Raw genomic sequence first — 18,440 nt, 5'->3', positions numbered from 1 at the left:
GGCGTGGGACGACACAGCCGCAAAGGCCCCGCACCTCAGGGCTCTGATCAGGCCCGAGGTGCGGTGCGCGAGGGGGCGCGCGCCGGCGGGCGCCGGCGCAAGAACTCCGCGGCGCCCGCAGAACCGCAGCACCACCAGGGCACGCCGCCGGCCGGGGCGCAGCAGCCCGTGCGGGGCGGCCACCCGGAGCACAGCGAGCAGGGCGGCGGCCGGGGCGAGGGCCGGTACGGAGACTGGCACGGTGTCCCCGTCCGCCCCACCGGCCCCACGGGTCCCACCCGGCCCGCCGGGTCCACCCGCCCCGAAAGCCCCGCCGGTCCCGGGGGTCCGGTGGGTGCCGCGGGTCCCATGAGGCCCCCTGGTCCCTCGGACGCCACCGTCCGCACCGGTCCCATGAGGCCCGTCGGCCCCGTGAACCCCTCGCACCGCACGAGCCCCTCCGGTCCGTCGGGTGACCCCAGCGCCTCCGGTCCGGCGACCGGTGTGGGCGCGGGCGCCCGCATACCGGGACCCCGGCGCGAGTTCGTCGAGGCGTTCGACGACAGCGGGTACGGCCACCCTCCGCGCGGCACCGGCCACGCCGGGGGCGGCCGTCCCGGTCAGGGACCCGTTTCCGCGCCCGGCGAGGCCGGCACCCCCGGCGCGTCCGGGTCGGGTGGGTACGAGGAGCCGGACGGCGACCGGAAGACCGGCCGTCCGGGCGGCGCCGGCAAGGGACGTACGTTCACCGGCATCGCGGCCGCCGCCGTCACTACCGTCCTCGCGGTCGTCGTGGCCGGGCAGGTCACCGGCGCCGGGGCGGACGCCACCGACGCCCGCCCGCCGGGCGAGGCGGCCGGGCGCGCGGACGGCGGCGCGGCGGAAGGCGGCGCCGGGGCGGCCCGCTCCGACCGTTCCGACCAGCGCGCAGCACCGCCCGGGGCCGCGCCGCCGGCAGCCCGGCCGACGTACGCGCAGCTGATGGCGAAGCGGTTCCCGCTGGACCCCAAGCTCAAGGGCACCGGCGCGTTCGCGGCCGTCCCGGGCGTCGACAAGGCGCCCGGCAAGGGGGACAAGGTCCGCTACCGGATCGACGTGGAGAAGGGCCTCGCGCTCGACTCCACCCTGTTCGCGCGCGCCGTCCACGACACGCTGAACGACGAGCGCAGCTGGGCGCACAACGGTGCCATGACGTTCGAGCGGGTCTCCAGCGGTGAGGCCGACTTCGTGATCACGCTGGCGAGCCCCGGGACCACCGGAGTGTGGTGCGCCAAGTCGGATCTCGACACCACCGTCGACAACGTCTCGTGCGACTCCGCCGCCACCGAGCGCGTGATGATCAACGCCTACCGGTGGGCACAGGGGTCGGCGACCTACGGCCCCGACGCGATGCTCGCGTACCGGCAGATGCTGATCAACCACGAGGTCGGCCACCGGCTGGGGCACAACCATGTGAACTGCCGCACGCCGGGCGCCCTCGCGCCGGTGATGCAGCAGCAGACCAAGTCGCTCGCGGTCGAGGGCATCGAGTGCCGCCCCAACCCCTGGGTCTTCCCCGGCGGCTGACGGGCCGAACGGCCGGCCCTCTCCTCCTGTAGCTCGTCGAAACGCGACGAGGGCAGGAAAGTTACGAGCTTTCACCCCTTCCGGTGGCGCGACGGACAACCGTCCGTCGCGCCACCGGTATATCCGCTTACGTTCTTCCCGCTGTGAGCCGCCGGACCAACGGTGGCCGCACACAAGGGAGATCGGGGGTGTACTCGTGCGGATCGGACTGCTCACCGAAGGCGGATACCCGTATACGACGGGTGAGTCCAGGCTCTGGTGCGACCGGCTCGTGCGCGGGCTCGCGCAGCACGAATTCGACGTCTACGCGCTGAGCCGCAGCGCCCGGCAGGAGGACGCCGGCTGGGTCCCGCTCCCGCCCCAGGTGCAGCGCGTGCGGACCGCCCCGCTGTGGGGGCGCGAGGACGACGGGTGCGCCGGCCGTGGCGGGCGTGGACGGCGCGCGGGGCGCGCGTACGGCAGGCGTGAGCGCCGGCGCTTCGCCACCTGCTTCGCCGAACTCGCCGCCGCGGTCTGCCGCACCCCCGAAGCCCCCTCCCCGGACGCCGCTCCCCGGGACGCCGGTTCCCCGGGCGCCGGTACCGCCGACGGCACGCCCCGTGGAACGGACCTCGCGGCCGGCGCGGGCGCGGGCACCGGCCCGGGCACCGGCAGCACGACCGGCTTCGCCGAGGGGCTGTACGGGCTCGCCGACCTCGGGCGTGAACACGGCGGCCTGTCCGCCGCCCTCCGCTCCCAGGACGCCGTCCGCCTCCTGGAGTCCGCCTGCCGCGCGGGCGGCGTGCGCCGGGGCGTGCACGGCGCGACCCTCCCCGACCACCTCGCCTTCGCGGCCCGGGTCGAGCGTGCGCTGCGCCCGCTGTCCCTCGACTGGTACGGCGAGGACGGCCTGGGCGCGGTCGACCTGTGCCACGCGGCCTCCGGCGGTACGGCGGCCCTCCCCGGCCTCCTGGCCAAACGCTTCTTCGGCGTCCCGCTGCTGGTCACCGAGTACGGCGTGCAGTTGCGCGCGCACTACCTGTCGGCCGCTGACGCGTCCCTGAGCGCCCCCGTGCGCGCCCTGCTCGCCGCCTTCCACGGCTGCCTGGCCGCCGAGGTCTACCGGCAGGCCGCCGTCATCACCCCCGGCAACACCCACACCCGCCGCTGGCAGGAGAAGTGCGGCGCCGACCGCGCCAAACTGCGCACGGTCTACCCGGGGATGGAGGCGGAGCGGTTCGCGGCGGTCGGCGAGAGCGGTGACGGCGGTGACCCGCGCACCCTGATGTGGGTGGGGCGCATCGAGCCCACCAAGGACCTCGTCGGCCTGCTGCACGCCTTCGCCGACGTACGGAGGGCGGAGCCGGAAGCCCGCCTGAGGATCGTCTCCACGCCCTCCCGCGACGCCGAGTCGGCGACCTACCGCACCCACTGCGAGGGCCTGGCCGCCCAGCTCTTCCCCGACGAGGCCACCGACGCGCACGCCGTGGGGGACAACCCCGTCTCCTTCGAGGACCTCGGCAGTCCGTACGCGCCGGACCTCGCCCACGCCTACGCCGCGGCCGGCGTGGTCGTCCTGTCCAGCGTGGTCGAGGGCTTCCCGCTCGGCCTGGTCGAGGCCATGCTGTGCGGGCGCGCCACCGTCTCGACGGACGTCGGCGCGGTCGTCGAGGTCATCGGTGGCACAGGACTGGTCGTGCCCCCGCGCAATCCGCGGGCGCTCGCCGACGCGTGCCTGTCGCTGTTGCGCGACCCGGCGCGACGCGAACGGCTGGGCGCCGCCGCACGCGCCCGCGCACTCGAATTGTTCACCGTCGAGCAGAACCTCGCGGCATTTCGCGGCATTTATCTGGAGCTGATCTCCCAGGCCCCCGTCCACCGCGACGCCGAGGGCGTCGGCGCGGACGGCGAGCCCCTGCCCTTCGCGCACCCGGCCGAGGCCTACGTACCGGGGCACTGGACCGGACGCGGCTCGGGCGGCGCGACCACCCCCGCGTGGGCCGCCGCGGAACAGGGAGCGGCCCCGGGCGCGTACACCGCCACGGCCACGCGCCCCGGCGCGCCCACGCCCCCGCCCCCCGCAGCGGCGCCCCCGGCCCCCGTGCCGGCCGCGGCCGTCGACAGCATCCCGGTCGTCGCCTCGCTGCCGGTCGCGGCCTCCTTCCCCATCGCCGGGAAGGTGGACGGCCATGTCTGACGGAGGCACCCCGGCACCGGGCAGCCGCGCGCCGGGCGCCGCTCCGGGCGCCCTGCCCGCCCGGAGCACGCACGCCTGGCGCAGCCACGCGGAGGCCCTCCTGTCGAAGCCCGCGCCCGGACCCGCCGACACGCCCACCACTCTCGGCGACGGCGCCGGGCGGGAGCGCGCCGGGGGCGGCGGCCCGGTGGCCCGGCGGGGGCCCGCGGATCCGGTGAAGGCGCTGCTGCACCGGCACCGGGAGCTGTGCGAACGGGCGGTCGACCCCCTGGAGATCGCGGCCGGGCTGGAGGCCCACGGGGTCACCGACCGCACCGCCGCCCGCTTCCGGCACCGGGACGTGTTCTCGCTCGCCGAGGAGCTGTACGCGCGCGTGCCGCGCGGTGATGACGGGACCCGGGCCCGCTCCGCCGCCTCCGCCCCCGGCGCCGACGGCCCGTGGAGCGCCCGGACCACCCTGCTCGCCCTCCTCCCGGGGGCCGTGGGCGCCCTCACCGTGGCCGGTCTCGCCGTGACGGACGGGCCGCTGTGGGCGGCCGTCGGCGTGGCCGGGGCCCTGGCACTCGCGGTGGCCCTCACCGCCGGGCGCACGGCAGCCGGTACGCACCCGGCGGCCGGCGCGCACACCGCGGCGGGCACGCGCGCGTGGACCGGGTTTCTCCTCCTGTACGCCCTGTTCGGTGACGGCCTCCTGGAGCAGCTCGTGGCCGGCGGCCCCGACGGGCCCTGGCCGGTGGACGCCCCGCCGCTGCTGGGCCTGGCGCTCGCCGCCCTTCCCGCCGACGGGTGCGCCCGGCTGTACGCCGCCCGGGCCCGCCGCAGGCTCGCCGACAGCCGGGGCCTGGCCGACTTCGCCGCGCGCAGTCGCCCCCTCCTCCTCGGAGCCGTCGCGCTGTACACGACCGTCCTCGCCGGGCTGCTCGCGCTCGTCGGCGCCGCCCTCGGCCACGGCTCCGTCAGCGGCGGCGCCCTCGCCCTCGGCGTCCTCCTCTTCCTGGCCCGGCTGCTCGCCGTCCACGGCTTCCCCGGCGGCGCCGCAGCCGGACTGCTCGGCGCGTGCGCCGTCGAGGCCCTGGCCTGCGCCTCGGTCCTCGCCGCCCGCCTGCCGGGCTGCGACCGGCTCGCCCGCCCGGTCGAGGCCGCCCTCGCCGGCTGGGGCCCCGGGGCCGTACCCACGCTCGCGTGCGGCGGGGCCGCCCTCGCCCTGCTGGCGTACGCCACCGCCGTACTCGCCCGCGCCTCCGCCCACGCGGACACCACGACCTGACACCCGGTCGCCGCCCGCACCCACCCCTTCCACCGGCACACATCCCCGCAAGGAGACAACGGACATGATCCCCCCAACCCCCGCAACGGCCACTCCGCGCGAAGGGGGCGCGCGATGAGGGTGCTGCTGCTCGGTGCCAACGGCTTCATCGGCCGGTACGTCGCGGACCGGCTGCTCGCCGACCCGGCCGTCCACCTGACCGCCCTCGGGCGCGGCGACGACGCCGACGTACGCTTCGACCTCGCCGGCGGCAGCCCCGGCGCGCTCACCCGGTTCCTGGACGCCGTCCACCCCGGCGTCGTGATCAACTGCGCCGGCACCACCCGGGGCGGGGCGCGCGAGCTGACCCGGCACAACACGGTCGCCGTCGCCACCGTCTGCGAGGCGCTGCGCCGCAGCGGCTGCGGCGCACGGATGGTCCAGGTCGGCTGCGCCTCCGAGTACGGGCCCTCGCAGCCCGGCTCGTCCACCGCCGAGGACGCCGTCCCGCGCCCCGGCGGGCCCTACGGCGTCTCCAAGCTCGCCGCCACCGAACTGGTCCTCGGCTCCGGCCTGGACGCGGTGGTCCTGCGGGTGTTCTCGCCGGTCGGCCCCGGAACGCCCGCCGGGTCGCCGCTCGGCCGGCTCGCCGAGGCCATGCGGCGCGCCATGCAGACCGGTGACGGCGAGCTGAAGCTCGGCGGCCTGGGCGTCCAGCGCGACTTCGTCGACGTCCGGGACGTGGCCCGCGCGGTGCACGCCGCCTCGCTGTCGGCGGCGCAGGGCATCGTCAACATCGGCACCGGCCGGGCCGTCCGGCTCCGTGACGCGGCCGCCGTCCTGGCCCGCGTCGCCGGGTACGCGGGCTCCCTGCACGAACAGGACGCGCCCGGGGGCAGGCCGGCCCTGTCCGCCGTGGGCGCCATGGCGTCCATCGGGGCCCAGCGGGGCGAGAGCGGCCCGGAGCACCTGGCCCCCGCGCCCCACCCGTACCCCGACGGCTGCGGCAGCTGGCAGCAGGCCGACGTGCGCACCGCGCGGGACCGGCTCGGCTGGCGCCCCCGCATCAACCTCGAGGAGTCCCTGGCCGACATCTGGATGGAGGCGGCGTGCCGCATCTGACCCGCAGGGACACGGGCATCTCCGCGACCGGCGCGGAACGGCTCGGATTCGGTGTCCCCGGCTACGCCCACCCGCTGCTCGCCCCCGTCGAGTGGGCGGAGCTGACCCGCCCGGGCACACCGCTGCACTGGGCCGTCCTCAACGTCGCGGACGGCCCCGGCACCCGGCCCGACCCGCACTGCCTGGAGGCCGCCGGACGGCTGCGCAACGCGGGCGTGCGGGTGCTGGGCCACCTCGACCTCCGGCACGGCTCCCGCCCGTTCGCCGAGATCGTCTCGGACGCGCACCGCTTCCTCGACTGGTACCGGGTGGACGGCTACCTGCTGGACCGCTGTCCCACGGACCGGGCGGACCTCGCCGGCGTACGGCGCGTCACCGCCACGCTGGAGGTGGTCCTGGAGCACGTCGACGGGGGACACCTGGTGCTGGGGCACGGCCGCCACCCCTGCCCGGGGTACGCGGAGATCGCGGACCAGCTGGTGACGTTCTCCGGTCCATGGGCCGAGTACCGGTGGTCACAGGTCGCCCAGTGGACGGCCGACCATCCGCCGGAGCGGTTCGTGCACCTCGTCCACGGGGTGCCGCGCACCCATCTCGACGAGGCGATGCGCATCGCGCGCTGGCAGGGCGCCGGGACGATCTTCTTCACCGACCGGACCGGTGACCGCGCCGGAGGGCGGACGGGGCAAACCAACCCATTCGCGGCTCTGCCCGGCTACTGGGACGAAATCGTCTCGCAGATCGGACCGGGTGTCTCGGAATGAGGAGGGCCGTGGCAGTGTTACGGAAGAACAACCGTACTGACTACCGACCAGCAGTATTGATGAGGTCTCCGTGTCGCTGCCACCCCTGGTCGAGCCCGCCGCCGAGCTCACCGTAGACGAGGTCCGCAGGTACTCCCGCCACCTGATCATCCCTGACGTCGGGATGGACGGGCAGAAGCGGCTGAAGAACGCCAAGGTGCTCTGTGTGGGCGCCGGTGGCCTCGGGTCCCCCGCCCTGATGTACCTCGCCGCGGCCGGCGTGGGCACGCTCGGCATCGTGGAGTTCGACGAGGTCGACGAGTCGAACCTGCAGCGCCAGATCATCCACAGCCAGTCCGACATCGGCCGCTCCAAGGCCGCCTCCGCGCGCGACAGCGTGCTCGGGATCAACCCGTACGTGAACGTGGTCCTGCACGAGGAGCGGCTCGAGGCCGACAACGTGATGGAGATCTTCGGCCAGTACGACCTGATCGTCGACGGCACGGACAACTTCGCCACGCGCTACCTGGTCAACGACGCCTGCGTCCTGCTGAACAAGCCGTACGTCTGGGGTTCGATCTACCGCTTCGACGGCCAGGCCTCGGTCTTCTGGTCCGAGCACGGCCCGTGCTACCGCTGCCTCTACCCGGAGCCCCCGCCGCCGGGCATGGTCCCCTCCTGCGCCGAGGGCGGCGTGCTGGGCGTGCTGTGCGCGTCCATCGGCTCCATCCAGGTCAACGAGGCCATCAAGCTCCTCGCGGGCATCGGCGACCCGCTGGTCGGCCGCCTGATGATCTACGACGCCCTGGAGATGCAGTACCGCCAGGTCAAGGTCCGCAAGGACCCGGACTGCGCGGTCTGCGGCGAGAACCCGACCGTCACCGAGCTCATCGACTACGAGGCCTTCTGCGGCGTCGTGTCCGAGGAGGCCCAGGAGGCGGCGCTCGGCTCGACGATCACTCCCAAGCAGCTCAAGGAGTGGATCGACGAGGGCGAGAGCATCGACATCATCGACGTCCGGGAGCAGAACGAGTACGAGATCGTCTCGATCCCCGGCGCCCGCCTGATCCCGAAGAACGAGTTCCTGATGGGCACCGCGCTCCAGGACCTTCCGCAGAACAAGAAGATCGTCTTGCATTGCAAGACGGGCGTCCGCAGTGCGGAAGTCCTCGCCGTGCTCAAGTCCGCGGGCTTCGCGGACGCGGTGCACGTCGGCGGCGGCGTGATCGGCTGGGTCAACCAGATCGAGCCGGAGAAGCCGGTCTACTAGTCCTGGACCTGGCGGCACGGCACAGAACGGCACGACAGGGGGCCGGATCCGAACGGATTCGGCCCCCTGGTCGTTCCCGTCGCGCCCGGCGTCTCAGGTGCAGGTCTTGCCGCTCGCCGGGACCTCGCCGTCCAGCAGGTAACCGTTCACCGTGTCCCGCACGCAGGCGTTGCCGCTGGTGTACGCGCCGTGCCCCTCGCCCTTATAGGTGAGCAGGACGCCGACGCCGGCGCCCAGTTCGTCCGCCATCTTCTTCGCGCCCTCGTACGGGGTCGCGGAGTCACCCGTGGTGCCCACGACCAGGATCGGGCCGGAGCCCTTGGCGCTCGCCTCCGGAGTGGCGCTCTCGCCCTTCACCGGCCAGTCGGCGCACCAGCCGGCCGTGTCCCAGGCCATGAACTCGGCGAAGACCGGCGAGATCCTGCGGAACTCCGGCAGCAGTGCCCTGGCCTCGGCGGCCGTCGGGCGGCTGCTGCTGTCGGCGCACGAGATGGCCCGCTGGGAGTGCGACTGGGTGCCGTAGGTACCGTCCGGGCTCCGGTCGTTGTACATGTCGGCGAGCTGGAGCAGGGAGTTGCCGTCGCCCGACTCGGCGTCCTTCAGGCCCTCGGTGAGATAGGACCACATCTGTTCCGAGTACAGGGTCTGGGCGATGCCGGTGAGCGCCAGGCTCTGGGTCAGCTCGCGGCCGTCGTCCGTGGGCAGCGGCTCGCGGTCCAGGCGCTCCAGCAGGGCCGTCACGCGCGCGTTGCCCGCCGTCGCGCCCTCACCGGTGGAGGCGAAGTAGTTGTTCAGCGCCCGCTGGAAGCCGATGGCCTGGTTGCGGGCGTGCCCCGCGGTGTCGGCGCTCGGGTCGACGACCGCGTCCAGGACGGTCCGCCCGACGTTCCTGGGGAAGAGGTGGGCGTACGTCCCGCCCAGCTGGGTGCCGTAGGAGAAGCCCATGTAGTTGAGCTTCTTGTCGCCCAGCACGTGCCGGACGAGGTCCAGGTCCCGCGCGGTGTTGGTCGTGGTGACGTGGGGGATGACCTTGCCGGACCGCTGGGCGCAGCCGGCGCCGAAGTCGGCCCCGTCCTTCAGGAAGGCGGCCTCCTCGGCGGACGTGTCGGGGGTGAGGTCGATCCGCGCCAGGGCAGCGGCCTGCTCCTCGCTGTCCCGGCACACCACACCGGAGCTGCGGCCCACCCCGCGCGGGTCGAACCCGACCAGGTCGTACCGGTCGCCCAGTTCCTGGAACTGGTCCGCCGTGCCCGGCATGGCGGCCACTCCGGAGGCGCCGGGGCCGCCGAAGTTGAACAGCAGCGAGCCGACGCGGCGGTCCTTGTCGCGGGCCTCCTTGCGGATGAGGGCGACGGAGAGGGTCTCACCGCCCGGCTTCGCGTAGTCCAGAGGGACCTTCACGTCCGCGCAAGCCCACTCCGGGCCGGGCTCCTCGCCGCCCTCCTGCGCCTCGCAGGCGCGCCAGTTCGGTTTCTGGCCGGTGAGCGCGGCGGGCAGGGAGGCCATCGCGGCGCCCTCGGACGCACCGCCGGTCCCGGTGCCGCCCGTGCCGCCGCCCGTGTCGCCGCCGCTGTCGCAGCCGGTGAGCACCCCGGCCGCCAGCGCCGCCGCGACCACCAGGCCTCCGGCCCGTACCCGCATGGACATGTGTCCCCCCAACTCCTGTGCCGGACATTCATCCTAGGCCGGGCCGCCGACAGCGCCGCGGGCACACCGTCTCCCGTCACCGCGGGCACACCGTCTCCGCGCGCTACGGGCACACCGTCCCCAACGGGGGCACCTTGCCGTCCAGCAGGTAGCCGTCCACGGCGCGCTTCACGCACGCGTCGCCGCTGTTGTACGCGCCGTGCCCCTCACCCTCGTACGTCAGCTCCACGCCCACGCCCTTGCCGAGCGCCGTGGCCATCGCCTTGGCGCCCGCGAACGGCGTGGCCGGGTCGCCGGTGTTGCCGATGACCAGGATGGGCGCCGAGCCGGGCGCGCTGACGTCCGGGTGCGCCCAGGTGCCGGGAACGGGCCACTGCGAGCAGCTGATCAGGCCCCAGCCCAGGAACGGCCCGAAGATCGTCGAGGCTTTGCGGAACTCGGGGAGCTTCGCCTTCGTCTCGGCCACGGTGAACCGCGCCTTGTCGTCGACGCAGTTGATGGCGGCGTTGGCCGCCTGCAGGTTGCTGTAGGAGCCGGCCTGGTCGCGGCCGTTCATGGAGTCCGACAGGGCGAGCAGCAGGCCGCCGTCGCCGCCGTCGGCCTCGTCGAGCCCCTGTTCCAGGTAGGGCCAGAACTCCTTGGAGTACAGGGCCTGTGCGATGCCGTTGGTGGCCTGGGACTGGGTGAGCTCGCGGTCCCCGATGCCGGTGATGGGCTTCTTGTCGAGCTTGGCGAGCAGGGCGGAGACGTGGGCCTCGATCTCCTTGACGCTGCCGCCCGGCAGCTTGCAGGCGTCGCCGCGCCGTACGCAGTCCTCGGCGAAGTTGTCCAGCGCGAGCTGGAAGCCCCTGGCCTGGCCGAGCGCGCCCTGCTCGGCGGTGCTGTTGGGGTCGACCACGGCGTCGAAGACGGCGCGCCCGACGGTCTTGGGGAACAGGTGGGCGTAGACGCCGCCCAGTTCGGTGCCGTAGGAGATGCCGAAGTAGTACAGCTTGGGGTCGCCGAGCACCTGGCGCATCAGGTCCAGGTCGCGGGCCGCGTTCTCGGTGCCGACGTGGGCCAGTTCGTCCCCGGAGTTCTCCTCGCAGGCGGCGGCGAACTTCTTCAGGCCGTCCTGGTAGGCCTGTTCCTCGCGCGCGTCGTCGGGCGTGGAGTCCAGGGCGAAGAACGCGTCCAGCGCCCGGTCGTCCTCGCACTCCACGCCCACGCTGCGGCCGACGCCGCGTGGATCGAAGCTCACCAGGTCGTAGCGGGTGCGCAGGGTCTCGTAGTCGCCCGCGAAGGAGGGCAGGGCGGTGATGCCGGAGCCGCCGGGCCCGCCGAAGTTGAAGATGAGCGAGCCGATCCGCTTCGCCGGGTCGGACGCCTTGGCCCGGATGAGCGCCAGCTCGATGGTCTCGCCGTCCGGGTCCGCGTGGTCGAGCGGGGCCTGCATGAAGGAGCACTCCCACTTCGCGCCGCCGGGCAGCGGGGAGGGGGCGGTGCCGGTGCCCTCCTGGACCGTGGGCGCCGGGCACGCCTCCCAGGTCAGCTTCTGGGTGGCGAGGTCCTTGGGCCGGTCCGGATCCCGGCCGCCCTGGTCACCGTCGCCGGAGCAGCCGGCGGCCATCAGCACGGTGGCGGTCGCGGCGGCCAGCACGGAGGCGGACCGGGTCGCGGTCCGCCGCGCGGTCCGCCGTGCGGTCCGCCGTGCGATCTGGCCGGCGCGCGCGGCGGACCGCCCTGGGGTGGGGGTGACGGCGGTCCGGGCGGCGCGGAGGGTCATGCGTCCATGGTGCGCCCGGCTCCCTCCCGGCGCCCGTGACGAGGTCCATGCGGGTGGCCGTACGCGGGCACGCGCGCGTGGAGCGCGTTACAGGGCGCCCTTCCTGGTCAGGAAGTTGAACGAGAACCACCCCGGCAGCACCGGCAGCCACAGCGTCATCAGGCGGTAGAGGAGGACGGCGGGTGTCGCGACCTCCAGCGTCATCCCGCCCACACCCACCAGGCCGGCGATCAGCGCACCCTCCACGGCGCCGACACCGCCCGGGGTGGGCGCCGCCGACCCCAGGGCGTTGCCGGCGAGGAACACCACGGCGAGGCTGGCGTACGTCAGCGGCTGCGCCCCGTGCGAGAACGCCCGGATCGACGCGTCCAGGCACAGCACGAACGCACCCGTCAGCAGCAGCATGCCGCCGATGCCGGTGAGCAGCTTCACCGGCCGCTGGAGCACGTCCAGCATGCGCGGCACCACGCCCGCGAACAGCGACCGGAGCCGGCTGGAGACGAACTTGCGCAGGCCCGGGACGGCCGTGACCACCAGGACCAGCACCGCGACCGTGAGCAGGCCCGCGATCACCGTCCTGGAGGGGGTGAAGTCCTGGGTCTTCTCCGTCCCCGTCAGGTAGCCGAAGGACAGCAGCAGCAGGATGTGCGCGCCCAGCCCGAACAGCTGCGACGCCCCGACGCTGGCCACCGCGAGGCCGGGCCGTACCCCCGAGCGCTGGAGGAACCGGGTGTTGAGGGCGACACCGCCGACCGCGGCCGGGGCGACGATCTTGACGAAGGACCCCGCCACCTGGGCGACGACGGTACGACCGAAGGACACCCGCTCGGGCACGAAGCCCAGCAGGCTCATCGCCGCCGCCACGTAGCTCAGCGCGGAGAAGAACAGCGCCGCCGAGATCCAGGCCCAGTCCGCCTCGGCGATCGTGGACAGCGACAGCGGCGCCTCGGCGATCTGCGAGAGCAGGAAGTACACGGCGATGGCACCGGCGATGAGGCTGATCAGCGTCCGCGGCCGGATGCGCTCCAGCCGTACCGGCTCCACCGGGGCCTGCGGCCGGATCAACAGGACCTGCTGGCGGATCTGGGCCAGCAGGTCCTCCTCCCGGACCTCGTCCATCGCCTCGTCCAGGGCCCGCTTCTCGGCCTGCTTGTGGGCCCGTACGGCCTTGCGGTCGGCGCGCTTCTCCTCGTCGCTCTTCTCGGCGTGGCCGTCCAGCCGGGCCTGCTTGGCCGCCTCGGAGGCGGCCAGCACGGCCTCGCGCTCCCGCTGCGAACGCTCCCGCGCGAGCCGGCGCAGCGTGGCCCGGGTGGAGCGGCTGAGCGCGATCGGCTGGAGCAGCGGCAGGCAGTCGGCGACCTTGTCCGGACCGAACACCTCGACCGCCGCGGCCACCGCCCGCTCGGCGCCGACCCGCAGCCCCAGCGTGGTCAGGAGCTGCGCGATGTCCATGCGCAGGACCAGGTCGCCGGCGGCGATCTCCCCGCCCCTGAGGTCGGTGACGATCACCTTGCCGGAACGATCCACCAGAAGGGCGTCACCGGTCAGCCTGCGGTGCGCGATACGCCGCGACTGGAGCGCCTTCACCTGCTGCCAGGCGCCCCGCACGACCTCGTCGGTGAGCTCCTCGTCGTCCAGCGTGTCCAGCGAACGGCCGCCGAGGTGCTCGTACACCAGCATCACCGCGTCCGGGCCGAGCTCGGAGGTCGCGATCAGCTTGGGCGCGTTGGCACCGGCGGCGATCGCCGCGTACGCCAGCAGCGCCTCCTGCTCCAGGGCCTGGCGCAGGGACTGCAGGGAGCGGCGGGTGGTGATGCCGCGCAGGGTCATCCGGCGCCACACCCGGTAGAAGAAGCCCTGCGCCTGCTGCTCGCGGTCGACGACCGTGACGTCCAGCGGCGGGCCCTCCTCCAGCGTGACCAGGTAGCGGCGGCCGCGGTCGCCCTGCTCGGCGGAGTCGCTGACGTCCTCGGCCCGCATCGCGGTGACCGGCCGGAAACCCACGTGGCGCAGGCCCGCCAGCAGCGTCTGGCCGGTGGGCCGCACATTGGGGGAGCCGACCGCGTACAGCGTGCCGTAGGCGACGGTCCAGCCGATCAGGACGGTCAGGATGATGGAGAACGGGGTGGTGTAGTCGGCGACCAGCATCGCGAACGCGTCGAGCAGCAGCACCACCCACAGCGACACCCGCCACCGCGGCCTGCGGGCCATCCCGACGGCCGTCATATAGGCGATGACGGGAGCGAGGTACCCATGGACCGGGTCGGACAGCCCCCCGCCGGCCTGGGGCTGCGTCAGCGCCTCCTGGATCGTGCCGGGGGCGGCCCTCGCCACCCACAGGTCGGTGGCGAGGGTGACGCCGTGCGCCAGTACGGCGGCCAGGACGCCGTCCGCGATGCGCAGCCCGTCCCGCTTGATCAGCCGTTCGATCGCGAAGGCGACCGGGACGAGGAGGACGGCGATGCTGGAGACGAGCCCGGCGATCTTGACGAACACGTCCGGGGCCTGGCCGGTGCCCTTGCTGATGTCCTCTTCCAGGCCGGTGGTGGTGGCGTGGGCGAAGGCGGCGATGGCGATGACGACACCGATCGCGAGGATGCCGACGAGCAGGCGCAGCAGGTCGGACGGCCGGTGCACGCGGGCGGCGAGAAGCGGCTCGTCACCGGAGACGCGGTCGACGTGCCTGTCCGCGTTCACGCACACCGTCTCCTTCGTCTCCTTCGTCTTGTTCATCTCCATCGTCTCAGGAGGCCCCGAAGTGCTCGCCACTCCGGGAAGCCGCACATCCCGCCCCTTCTGCGTATCCGTGTCTTGTTGATCTCGTATCACCGGTCACCGCCCGGAAGATGGTGGCACGACCGGGCGGCGCGGGGGGCCATCAGGGTGCATTGCCCGCGTTGTCGGTGGTGTGGTGCAGGATGGACCGGGTGAGTGCTGAGGAGCTTCCGGAGTACGCGGAACGGGTGCTGGAAGTCGCCGAGCTGATCCCGGCCGGCCGGGTGATGACGTACGGGGACGTCGCCGAGTGGCTCGGCGAGGGCGGCCCGCGTCAGGTGGGCCGCGTCATGACGCTCTACGGCGGCGCGGTGCCGTGGTGGCGGGTCGTACGGGCCGACGGGCGGCTCCTGCCGGGCCACGAGCTGCGCGCCCTCGACCACTACCGTCAGGAAGGCACCCCGCTGCGGCAGGCCTCGCGCCACGCCGACGGCCACCTGCCCCGCCTCGACATGCGGCGCGCCCGCTGGGACGGCGCCGAGGTTCCGGCATGCGGCGACGGCGGCTCCGACACCGGGGCCGGAGGCGGTGACGGGGGCTCCGGCGACGGTGCGAGTGCGGTGGCTCACAGGTGACAGCTTCCGGCATCCGGGGGCGCGGCAGGCGGGGCGGGCAGGGCGGACACCATGGGCACGACCGTACGGAGTACGCGTAACGTCGTCCCGCGTGGCGTGCGCACCGCACCTCCCACCCAGCATCCTCAGCACCAGCACACCCACCAGGACCGGCGATCCACGTGAGCTCCTCCTCGATTACCACCGGGCGTACGCCGACTCGCGGGCGGACCCCCGGCGCGTACCGACTGGTGCGTACCCCGCCGGCGCCCGCGAGCCCCCCTCTCCTGGACGCGTCGCAGCGTGCCGTGGTTGACCACGCGGGCGGCCCGCTCCTGGTCCTCGCCGGCCCGGGCACCGGCAAGACCACGACGCTGGTGGAGGCGGTCGCCGCCAGGATCGCCCGGGGCACCGCGCCCGAACGGATCCTGGTGCTCACCTTCAGCCGCAAGGCGGCCGTGGAACTGCGCGACCGGATGGCGGCGCGCATCGGCGGGACGCGCGCCCCCCAGGCGACCACCTTCCACTCCTACTGCTACGCCCTGATCCGCGCCCACCAGGACGCCGACCTCTTCTCCGAACCGCTGCGCCTGCTGTCCGGCCCCGAGCAGGACCTCGCGGTGCGCGAACTGCTGGCCGGTCAGCTCGACCTGGAACGCGAGGGCCTGGCCCGCATCCACTGGCCCGACGAGCTGCGCGCCTGCCTGACCACCCGCGGCTTCGCCGACGAGGTCCGCGCGGTGCTCGCCCGGTCGCGCGAGCTGGGGCTCGGCCCCCGCGCGCTCGCCGACTTCGCCGCACGCACCGGCCGGCGGGACTGGTCGGCGGCGGCCGCGTTCCTCGCCGAGTACCTGGACGTCCTCGACATGCAGGGCGTGCTGGACTACGCCGAGCTGGTGCACCGGGCGGTACCGCTGGCCGGCTCGGCGACCCTGCCGCGGTACGACGCCGTGTTCGTCGACGAGTACCAGGACACCGACCCGGCCCAGGTCCGGCTGCTGCGGGCGCTTGCCGGCGGCGGGCGGACGCTGTACGCGTTCGGCGACCCCGACCAGTCGATCTACGCGTTCCGCGGCGCCGACGTGGGCGGCATCCTGAACTTCCCCGGCACCTTCCGGCGCGCCGACGGCACCCCCGCCCCGGTCGCCGTCCTGAAGGTCTCCCGCCGCTCGGGCGCCGCCCTCCTGGCCGCCACCCGGCTGCTCACCGGCCGGATGCCGCTGACCCGCCTGCCCGCCGACCGGGTGAGGGCACACCGCGACCTGACGGCGGTACGGGACGGCGGCCGGGTCGAGACGTACACCTTCCCCACCCCGTCCACCGAGGTGGACAACATCGCGGACATCCTGCGGCGCGCCCACCTGGAGGACGGCGTGCCGTGGAACGACATGGCGGTCCTGGTCCGCGCGGGCGGCCGCTCCCTCCCCACCCTGCGCCGCGCCCTCACGTCGGCCGGTGTGCCCGTCGAGGTGGACGGCGACGACGTCCCCCTCCGCCACGAACCCGCGGTGGCCCCGCTGCTGGCCGCCCTCCGCGCGGCGGCGGCCCCGGAGCCCGCGGCGACCCCGGAACCCGCGGCGGGGAAGCCGGACGCGCCGGAGGAGCCGGACGCGCCGGGAGAGCCGGGAGAGCCGGGCGCGGCGGACGGCGACGACACCGGCGGCGTCCCGCCCCGGCTCGACACCGAGACGGCGATCAGCCTGCTCACCTCACCCCTCGGCGGCATGGACGCCGCCGACCTCCGCCGCCTCGGGCGGGCCCTGCGGGACGAGGAGCGGGCCGGGGGCAACAAGGTGCCGCCGCCCTCCGACGTCCTGCTCGCCCGCGCCCTCGCCGAACCCGAGCGGCTCGTGGCCCACGACCCGTCCTACGCGCGCGGTGCCCAGCGCCTCGGCGACCTGCTGCGGCGCGCCCGCGAACTGCTCGCGGGCGGCGGCACCGCCGAGGAGGCCCTCTGGCTCCTGTGGAACGGCACCCCCTGGCCCGCCCGCCTCCAGCGCTCCGCCCTGCGCGGCGGCGCCGCCGGCCGCAACGCCGACCGCGACCTCGACGCCGTGTGCGCCCTGTTCGACACGGCCGCCCGCGCCGAGGAGCGCACCGGCGGCCGCGGCGCCCTGAACTTCCTCGAGGAACTCGACGCCCAGGACATCGCCGCCGACACCCTCTCCCGGCGGCCCGTCCGCCCCGACGCCGTACGCCTGATGACCGCCCACCGCTCCAAGGGCCTCGAATGGGGCCTGGTCGTCGTGGCCGGCGTACAGGAAGGCCTCTGGCCCGACCTGCGCCGCCGCGGCTCCCTCCTGGAGGCCGACCGCATCGGCCGCGACGGCATCGCCGAGCCGCTCACCCCCGGCGCCCTCCTCGCCGAGGAACGCCGGCTGTTCTACGTGGCCGCCACGCGCGCGCGTGACCGGCTCGTCGTCACCGCCGTCAAGGCGCCCGCCGACGACGGCGACCAGCCCTCCCGGTTCCTCACCGAGCTGGGCGTCGAACCGAAGGACGTCACCGGCCGGCCCCGCCGCCCGCTCGCCGTGGCCGCGCTCGTCGCCGAACTGCGCGCCACCACCGTCGACCCCGACGCCTCCCCGGCGCTGCGCGACGCCGCCGCCCGGCGCCTCGCCCGGCTCGCCGCGCTCACCGACGACGAGGAGCAGCCGCTCGTCCCCGCCGCCCACCCGTACCGCTGGTGGGGCCTGTACGAGCCGACCCGCGCGGCCGTCCCCCTCCGCGACCGCGACCGCCCCGTGGCGCTGTCCGGCAGCGCCCTCGACCAGCTCGCGAACACCTGCGCCCTCCAGTGGTTCCTGGGCCGCGAGGTCAAGGCGGACGCCCCCGCCACCGCCGCGCAGGGGTTCGGCAACGTCGTCCACGTCCTCGCCGACGAGGTCGCCTCCGGCCGCACCCCCGCCGACCTCGCCGTACTCATGGAACGGCTCGACTCCGTGTGGGACGCGCTCGCCTTCGACGCGCCCTGGAAATCCGCCCAGGAGAAGGAGCACGCGCGCGTGGCGCTGGAAAGGTTCCTGCGCTGGCACGTCATGGACCGCGGCGGTCGCGCTCCCGCCGCCACCGAGCACGACTTCGACGTCACCCTGGAGGCGGGGGAGTACGAGGTGCGGATCCGGGGCTCCATGGACCGCGTCGAGGCCGACGAGCACGGCCGCGCGTACGTCGTCGACTTCAAGACGGGGAAGTCCGCCCCCACCAGGGACGAGGTCGCCCACCACCCGCAGCTCGCCGTGTACCAGCTCGCCGTCCGCGAGGGCGCCGTCGACGACGTCTTCGACGGCCGCCGCCCCGAGCCCGGCGGCGCCGAACTCGTCCAGCTGCGGCAGGCCGCGCCCAAGAAGGAGGGCGGCGAGCAGCTGCCCAAGGTGCAGGCCCAGGAGCCGCTCCACGGCGAGTGGGTGGGCGATCTGCTGGCGACCGCCGCCGGGCGCGTCCTGGACGAACGGTTCACCCCCTCCACCGGCAAGCACTGCGACCACTGCGCGTTCCGGGCCTCGTGCAGCGCCCGCCCCGAGGGCCGCCACATCGTGGAGTGAGGACCGCCGCGGGGACGGGCGGGGGACTGTCAGTGGGGCCGGTTAGCCTCAT

11 protein-coding genes are annotated in these 18,440 nt (G+C 74.6%); 8 read left to right on the top strand and 3 right to left on the bottom strand.

The window, feature by feature from the left end:
* The first annotated feature begins 3 nt into the window (after positions 1-3).
* The 6 genes from EIZ62_RS10845 (at position 4) to moeZ (ending at position 8,102) form a co-directional block, all read left to right on the top strand.
* The gene (locus EIZ62_RS10845) at positions 4-1,545 is read left to right on the top strand and encodes a DUF3152 domain-containing protein (protein WP_156692497.1); all 1,542 of its coding nucleotides are present in this window, start codon (positions 4-6) and stop codon (positions 1,543-1,545) included.
* 196 nt (positions 1,546-1,741) lie between these two features.
* Entirely contained in the window at positions 1,742-3,721 is a 1,980-nt protein-coding gene (locus tag EIZ62_RS10840) for a DUF3492 domain-containing protein (RefSeq protein ID WP_156692496.1), read from the top strand.
* A complete protein-coding gene (locus tag EIZ62_RS10835) occupies positions 3,714-4,988 on the top strand; it encodes a hypothetical protein (protein WP_156692495.1) in 1,275 nt (424 codons plus the stop codon). The genes EIZ62_RS10840 and EIZ62_RS10835 overlap by 8 nt, the downstream gene beginning before the upstream one ends.
* Positions 4,989-5,102: 114 nt before the next feature.
* Positions 5,103-6,089: an SDR family oxidoreductase gene (locus EIZ62_RS10830; protein WP_156692494.1), complete on the top strand. Its 987-nt coding sequence runs from the start codon at positions 5,103-5,105 to the stop codon at positions 6,087-6,089.
* Positions 6,077-6,853: a spherulation-specific family 4 protein gene (locus EIZ62_RS10825; protein WP_156692493.1), complete on the top strand. Its 777-nt coding sequence runs from the start codon at positions 6,077-6,079 to the stop codon at positions 6,851-6,853. Before EIZ62_RS10830 ends, EIZ62_RS10825 begins: the two co-directional genes overlap by 13 nt.
* A 70-nt stretch (positions 6,854-6,923) precedes the next feature.
* Complete coding sequence (gene moeZ / locus EIZ62_RS10820) at positions 6,924-8,102, top strand: adenylyltransferase/sulfurtransferase MoeZ (protein ID WP_156692492.1); 1,179 nt, start codon at positions 6,924-6,926, stop codon at positions 8,100-8,102.
* Positions 8,103-8,195: 93 nt separating this feature from the next.
* Here moeZ and EIZ62_RS10815 read toward each other — a convergent pair whose 3' ends face one another.
* The 3 genes from EIZ62_RS10815 to EIZ62_RS10805 all read right to left on the bottom strand — a co-directional run bounded on the left by EIZ62_RS10815 (position 8,196) and on the right by EIZ62_RS10805 (position 14,247).
* Positions 8,196-9,749: an alpha/beta hydrolase gene (locus EIZ62_RS10815; RefSeq protein WP_156692491.1), complete on the bottom strand. Its 1,554-nt coding sequence runs from the start codon at positions 9,747-9,749 to the stop codon at positions 8,196-8,198.
* A 103-nt stretch (positions 9,750-9,852) separates the two neighbouring features.
* Positions 9,853-11,358: an alpha/beta hydrolase gene (locus EIZ62_RS10810; protein WP_244376175.1), complete on the bottom strand. Its 1,506-nt coding sequence runs from the start codon at positions 11,356-11,358 to the stop codon at positions 9,853-9,855.
* Positions 11,359-11,601: 243 nt separating this feature from the next.
* The gene (locus tag EIZ62_RS10805) at positions 11,602-14,247 is read right to left on the bottom strand and encodes a lysylphosphatidylglycerol synthase transmembrane domain-containing protein (protein WP_244375608.1); all 2,646 of its coding nucleotides are present in this window, start codon (positions 14,245-14,247) and stop codon (positions 11,602-11,604) included.
* A 185-nt stretch (positions 14,248-14,432) separates the two neighbouring features.
* Here EIZ62_RS10805 and EIZ62_RS10800 point away from each other — a divergent pair, with 185 nt between their 5' ends.
* Entirely contained in the window at positions 14,433-14,864 is a 432-nt protein-coding gene (locus EIZ62_RS10800) for an MGMT family protein (RefSeq protein ID WP_156692488.1), read from the top strand.
* A gap of 230 nt (positions 14,865-15,094) precedes the next feature.
* On the top strand, positions 15,095-18,388 hold the full coding sequence (locus tag EIZ62_RS10795) for an ATP-dependent helicase (protein WP_156692487.1): 3,294 nt from the start codon (positions 15,095-15,097) through the stop codon (positions 18,386-18,388).
* Positions 18,389-18,440 lie beyond the last annotated feature (52 nt).

It is taken from the genome of Streptomyces ficellus (assembly GCF_009739905.1).
GTDB classification, from domain to species: Bacteria; Actinomycetota; Actinomycetes; order Streptomycetales; family Streptomycetaceae; genus Streptomyces; species Streptomyces ficellus_A.
Note: the sequence above shows the minus strand (reverse complement) of the source record. Positions and strands in the feature narration are given on the sequence as shown.

What these genes read in the sequence shown, in the direction of transcription:
- EIZ62_RS10800 (WP_156692488.1), top strand. Translation starts at nt 14,433, where the DNA reads ATGGACCGGGTGAGTGCTGAGGAGCTTCCGGAGTACGCGGAACGGGTG.
- EIZ62_RS10830 (WP_156692494.1), top strand. Translation starts at nt 5,103, where the DNA reads ATGAGGGTGCTGCTGCTCGGTGCCAACGGCTTCATCGGCCGGTACGTC.
- EIZ62_RS10810 (WP_244376175.1), bottom strand. Translation starts at nt 11,358, where the DNA reads ATGGCCGCCGGCTGCTCCGGCGACGGTGACCAGGGCGGCCGGGATCCG.
- EIZ62_RS10815 (WP_156692491.1), bottom strand. Translation starts at nt 9,749, where the DNA reads ATGTCCATGCGGGTACGGGCCGGAGGCCTGGTGGTCGCGGCGGCGCTG.
- EIZ62_RS10835 (WP_156692495.1), top strand. Translation starts at nt 3,714, where the DNA reads ATGTCTGACGGAGGCACCCCGGCACCGGGCAGCCGCGCGCCGGGCGCC.
- EIZ62_RS10805 (WP_244375608.1), bottom strand. Translation starts at nt 14,247, where the DNA reads ATGAACAAGACGAAGGAGACGAAGGAGACGGTGTGCGTGAACGCGGAC.